Annotated in this window: 5 protein-coding genes and 1 pseudogene; all 6 read left to right on the top strand. The window is 71.0% G+C overall.

The genetic code is table 11. The annotated features are described in order from the left end of the window. Positions 1-202, top strand: a pseudogene (locus tag DD1DGNOD_RS28370) (tRNA (adenosine(37)-N6)-threonylcarbamoyltransferase complex dimerization subunit type 1 TsaB); the annotation flags it as partial. A gap of 88 nt (positions 203-290) precedes the next feature. Next, positions 291-953, top strand: coding sequence for a ribosomal protein S18-alanine N-acetyltransferase (gene rimI / locus DD1DGNOD_RS22790; protein ID WP_346434366.1), 663 nt, complete (start codon positions 291-293; stop codon positions 951-953). A 218-nt stretch (positions 954-1,171) separates the two neighbouring features. Beyond that, on the top strand, positions 1,172-2,203 hold the full coding sequence (gene tsaD, locus DD1DGNOD_RS22785) for a tRNA (adenosine(37)-N6)-threonylcarbamoyltransferase complex transferase subunit TsaD (protein ID WP_131768505.1): 1,032 nt from the start codon (positions 1,172-1,174) through the stop codon (positions 2,201-2,203). 306 nt (positions 2,204-2,509) lie between these two features. Further along, entirely contained in the window at positions 2,510-3,421 is a 912-nt protein-coding gene (locus tag DD1DGNOD_RS22780) for an NACHT domain-containing protein (protein ID WP_131771006.1), read from the top strand. A gap of 698 nt (positions 3,422-4,119) precedes the next feature. Next, positions 4,120-4,425 carry a hypothetical protein gene (locus DD1DGNOD_RS22775; RefSeq protein ID WP_206443376.1) on the top strand — a complete coding sequence of 102 codons (306 nt, stop codon included), beginning with the start codon at positions 4,120-4,122 and terminating at the stop codon, positions 4,423-4,425. Between the two features lie 8 nt (positions 4,426-4,433). Further along, complete coding sequence (locus DD1DGNOD_RS22770; protein ID WP_131768504.1) at positions 4,434-5,399, top strand: UDP-glucuronic acid decarboxylase family protein; 966 nt, start codon at positions 4,434-4,436, stop codon at positions 5,397-5,399. Positions 5,400-5,453: the final 54 nt, after the last annotated feature.

The following is a 5,453-nucleotide window of genomic DNA, read 5'->3' as shown; positions in this document are numbered from 1 at the left end:
GCAGGTTGCTTCGACTTCGAGCCTGGATCAGGCCTGCGGGTCGGTCCGCTCGGTCGACCCTAGGTACCCCTCTCCGATCGGTCTCGCCCGCCTGGCCGCCTCGGATGCTCTCGCCCGCCGGCCGCCGGCGCCGCTGGTTCCGCTGTACCTGCGTCGGCCGGACGCGGCCGAGCCGCACCCGCCGAAGGCGGTGGCCGTGTGACGGGTCATGGAGGTCATGCAACGGTCCTGATGCGCCGGACGCCCGATCATCGGCGTGCCCTCGCATGGGCCTCACCCGGGATGCGATCGTGAACTCTCCCATTCCGCCGGATGGCACAGACAGCGCTCGGCAGGCCAGGAGCGGCACTTCGGCTACAGAAAGTGCCCGGCAGGACGCGGGCAGCCCTCGGGGTGCGGGCGGTGCTCCAGGCGTAGGCAGTACTCCCGCCGCAGGCGGCGCTCGGCATAACCATGTTGCGTTCGAGCCACTGCGCTGGTGGCACCTTGACGACGTCGTCACCCTGGAACGGGAGATCTTCACCGAGGACGCCTGGACGCCCGAGCTGTTCTGGTCCGAGCTCGCCCAGGGCGCGGCACGGCACTACCTGGCCGCCGTCCGTGACAACCGGATCGTCGGCTACGGAGGGCTCGCCGTTCATGACGACGAGTCCTACATACAGACCCTCGGTGTCGCCGCGGACGCCCGCGGCGGCGGTGTCGCCACCCGGCTGCTGGTCGCGCTGCTGCGCCATGCCCGCGGGTGCGGCGCCCACCGTTGCGAGCTGGAGGTACGCACCGACAACACCGTGGCCCAGTCCCTCTACCGGCGCCTGGGGTTCGTCGAACTCGGGGTGCGCAGGAGCTACTACCAACCGTCCGGAGCCGACGCCTTTGTGATGTTGGCCGACCGGATACACCGCAGCGACTACGGCAGGATGCTGGACGCGGCCGAGCAGGCGGTATCGGGGTGACAGCGGTGTCGGGAGCAACAGAAGCAGAGGCAACAGGAGTGACGGCGGTGCCGTGGGCTGACGGCGTTGCCGGGGCCGGTGGTGCTGCCCCGGTGACGGCGGCAATGAGGGCAACAAGAGGTAATACGCGGTGATGACGGTGTCGTGGGCTGATGGCGTTGCCGGGGCCGATGGCGCTGTCCCGATGACGGTGGTGTCGAGGTGACGGTGGTGTCGGGGTGAGCGGGGCCCGCGCGGGTGACGCGCCGCTGGTGCTGGGGATCGAGACCTCCTGCGACGAGACCGGGGTGGGCCTGGTCCGGGGCGGGGTGCTGCTCGCGGACACGCTCGCGTCGTCCGTCGACGAGCACGCCCGCTACGGCGGGGTCATCCCCGAGATCGCTGCCCGCGCGCACGTCGAGGCGATGGTGCCCACGGTGGAGCGGGCGCTGTCCCAGGCGGGGTTGCGGCACCGCGACGTGGACGCGGTCGCGGTCACCGCCGGTCCCGGTCTCGCCGGTGCGCTGCTGGTCGGGGTGGCCGCGGCAAAGGCCTATGCGTTCGCGCTCGGCGTCCCGCTCTACGGCGTCCATCATCTGGCCGCGCATGTGGCGGTCGACACCCTTGAGCACGGGCCGCTGCCCGGACCGTCCATCGCGTTGCTGGTCTCCGGCGGGCACTCGTCGCTGCTACTCATCCCGGATCTTGCCAGCGGCGAGGTGAGCTCGCTGGGGGCGACCGTCGACGACGCCGCGGGTGAGGCATACGACAAGGTCGCCCGGCTGCTCGGCATGCCGTTCCCGGGCGGGCCGCCCATCGACCGGGCGGCCCGCGACGGGAACCCGACGATCGCGTTCCCGCGCGCCAAGGCGGCCGACGGCACCTTCGACTTCTCCTTCAGCGGGTTGAAGACGGCGGTGGCCCGGTGGGTGGAGGCACGCCGCCGGGCCGGGGAGCCCGTGCCCACCGCCGATGTCGCCGCGTCCTTCCAGGAGGCGGTCGTCGACGTGCTGACGGCGAAGTCGGTCGCGGCCTGCCGGGCCCACGGCGTGGACACGCTGGTGATCGGCGGTGGGGTGGCGGCGAACAGCAGGCTGCGGGCGCTGGCGGCGGCACGCTGCGAAGCCGTGGGCATCACGCTGCGGGTGCCCCGGCCGGGGTTGTGCACCGACAACGGCGCGATGGTCGCCGCGCTCGGCTCCCTCCAGGTCGAGGCCGGGGTGCCCCCGTCCCCGCTGGACATCCCCGCCTCTTCGACCCTCCCGCTCTGACCAGGCCGCTTCCCCATGTGACCGCTTCCCCGCGTGACCGCCATCTGTCGGGGGGTTGCGGATCGGCGTGGACGTCCCGATGGCGATGATTGTTCCTTGTGGGGGGGCGCGGAGGCAGGCGCCGGTGGCCGGTCGGCATGCTGCTGGGGCTTGCCGGGGCGGCGGGAGCGGTAGCCGCATGGCGCAGCGGGCAGGGCGCGGCTCCCTCGCCGCGGTCGTCGCCGCGGCAGGGCTGTATCTGGCCTGGGCGGGCTACGCCGCCGACCGGCGGGACGCCCACAGGCCGGGAACACCGACCTTGCCGGCGTGGCGGACCGGCTCGCCGATCAGCTCGGACAGCTGTGGTCGGCCGAGGCGAAGCAACGGGATCTCAACCGGCCGCCGCTGGCGGTGTCCTGGCGGCCGGCCGACCCGGCGCTGGTCCAGCCGTGGGCCCACCTGCAGCGCCTCGTCGCGGACGGTGCCGGCTGGACGCCGCGGGCGTATCCGGCGGCCGACCCGCACGAGCTCGCCGGGGCCGGCCGTGATCTGATCAAGGTGCTTGACCGGGTGCCGACCGGCCGGCTGGTCGTGCTCGGCGAACCCGGGTCGGGTAAGACCATGCTGCTCATCGGCCTGGTCCTGGACCTGCTCGCCCGCCGCGGTCCTGGTGAACCCGTGCCGCTGCTGGTGCCGGTGGCGTCATGGAACCCCGGCCGGGACGATCTGTACGGCTGGTTGGAAACCCAGATCATCCGGGAGCATCCGTGGCTGGCCGGCACGTCGGCGGCCGGGATCAGCCGGGCCCGCGCCCTGCTGGCCGCCGGGCTGATCCTGCCCGTCCTCGACGGGCTCGACGAGATCCATTCCGGTGGCCGCGACCAGGCCCTGACCTCCGTCAACGACACCCTGCGCGACGGCGCGGGCCTGGTCCTCAGCTGCCGGGTCACGGCGTTCCGCCACGCGATCCGGCCCGGCCCGCTGCGCCAGCCGGTGTGCCGCGGGCATCCGCCTGGACCCCTTGGACCTCGCCGATGTCGCTGCCTACCTGACCGATACCGCTGGTGTCGGTGGCGCGGCCCGGTGGGCGCCGGTCCGCGCCGCGCTGGCCGCCACACCGGCCCCGCCGGTCGCCCGGGCGCTGTCCACCCCGCTGATGGCCAGCCTCGCCCGCACCATCTACAACCCCCGGCCCGGCGAATCCACCCTTGGCCTGCCCGACCCGGGCGAGCTGTGTGACACCGTCGCGCTGCCCACCCGCACCGCCGTCGAGGAACACTTGTTCGACGGGCTGATCCCCGCCGCCTACAGGCCCTACCGCGACCGCCCGAACCGGTGGACCGCCGACCAGGCCACCGGCTACCTGGTCTTCCTGGCCCGCCACCTCGAACACCGCCTGCACACCACCAGCCTCTCCTGGTGGGAACTCTCCCGCGCCACACCACGGGCACTGCTCGGTCTTCACGGAGCTCCGCACAGCCGAGTCCGTGTTCGGGCTCACAGGCGGGTTCGGTCATCCCTCCCCGAGGCAGATCGTCCTGCGGCGGCCGCGGCTTTCCGCGCTCGGGCTCGGGCTCATCACCACCACCGTGGACACGCAGCGGGCGGCAGACCCCTGGTCTGTCCTGGTCCAGGATCGTGCCAGTGCACTCGCATTCAGGGAGCTCTACTCGGCATGGGTGCATCTGGGCCTCACCAGGCTCTGGCTGGCTGGGCGCGGCCGGCAGCCTCTGCGGCTGATGGCGTTTCTTGCCGACGCCCATGAGCGTGGAATCTTCGGCAGGCCGGGGCGGTGTGGGAGTTCCGTCACGCCAACCTGCAGCGTCGCCTCGCCAACCGTCCCTGATTCGCCAACCGACCCTGATGTGAGCCGACTGAGCGTCCGGCCGGGCCGGCGCTTCCGGTTCACGCCGCCGGTTCTGGTCGAAGATGTAGCTGTGGCTGGTGTGACGCGTATGTGGGAGGCACGGGCGGCGCAGGGGCGCATGGACGATCTCCTCGCCTGGCTCGGCCGGGCCGTGGCGGGCACCGTGGCGGAGATCTACCGGGGGGTCGGCGACAACCGTGACGTCGTGGTGGTCCTTTTCCATCCGTCCGTGACCGACCCGTCGGCGGCTCTACCGACGCACCGCGACCACGTGTCGGTCATCGCGGACATTCCGCCGGGCCTGCTCGCGCGTTCTGCGCAGGAGTGGGACTTCGAGCGCGTATCGTCACCTGGACCGGATATCAATGACCGGTAGGGAGACCGATGAAAAGAAGCGTTGTCACCGGAGGTGCCGGCTTTCTGGGGTCGCACCTGTGTGAACGGTTGCTCGACGAAGGCCATGCGGTCGTCTGCCTGGACAACTTCGTCACCGGGACCCCGGCGAATGTCGCGCACCTGACCGGGCACGAGCACTTCCGGCTCGTCCGTTGTAATGTGACTGATTATGTTCATGTCGCCGGTCCGGTCGACTATGTGCTGCACTTCGCCTCACCGGCGAGTCCCATCGACTATCTGAATCTACCGATTCACACCTTGAAGGTCGGCTCGATCGGTACCCTGCACGCTCTCGGTCTTGCCAAGGAGAAACACGCGCGTTTCGTGCTGGCGTCCACCTCGGAGGTCTATGGCGATCCGCAGGTCCATCCGCAGCCCGAGGACTACTGGGGTCACGTCAACCCGGTGGGGCCGCGGGGTGTGTACGACGAGGCCAAGAGGTTTGGCGAAGCGCTCACCATGGCCTATCGCCGTAGCCACGGGGTGGACGCCGGAATCGTCCGGATCTTCAACACCCATGGGCCCCGGATGCGCCCCAACGACGGCCGGGCGATTCCCGCCTTCGCGACCCAGGCGCTGCGCGGTGAACCCATCACCGTCGCCGGTGACGGCAGCCAGACCCGATCGATCATATATGTTGACGATCTGGTGGAGGGGATCGTGCGGATGACATTTTCCGGTCACCCCGGCCCGATAAACATCGGAAATCCCCACGAGCTGTCCATCCTCGAACTTGCGGAGCTCGTCCGCGAGGTGGCCAAGAGCGAATCCGTCATCTCGTTCATTCCGCGTCCGGAGGACGACCCGACGGTCCGCCAGCCCGATATATCCCTGGCCCGGGAGATCCTCGGCTGGGAACCCGCCGTCGACCTGCGCAGCGGACTCGACAGCACGGTCTCCTGGTTCCGTGGACACCCTGACGTCATCCGGCCGGACGCCAGCCGGCCGGGCTGAGAAACGACAGCGGCCGGGGCGGCGCGCCGGCTGTTTCCCGCCGTCCCTGCCGCG

Source organism: Candidatus Protofrankia californiensis (assembly GCF_900634765.1).
In the GTDB taxonomy this organism is placed as follows: domain Bacteria; phylum Actinomycetota; class Actinomycetes; order Frankiales; family Frankiaceae; genus Protofrankia; species Protofrankia californiensis.
This window is presented reverse-complemented; position numbering and strand designations above follow the sequence as displayed.

Bases quoted from the DNA above. Each gene is read 5' to 3' on its own strand.
- DD1DGNOD_RS22770 (WP_131768504.1), top strand. From the start codon at position 4,434: ATGAAAAGAAGCGTTGTCACCGGAGGTGCCGGCTTTCTGGGGTCGCAC.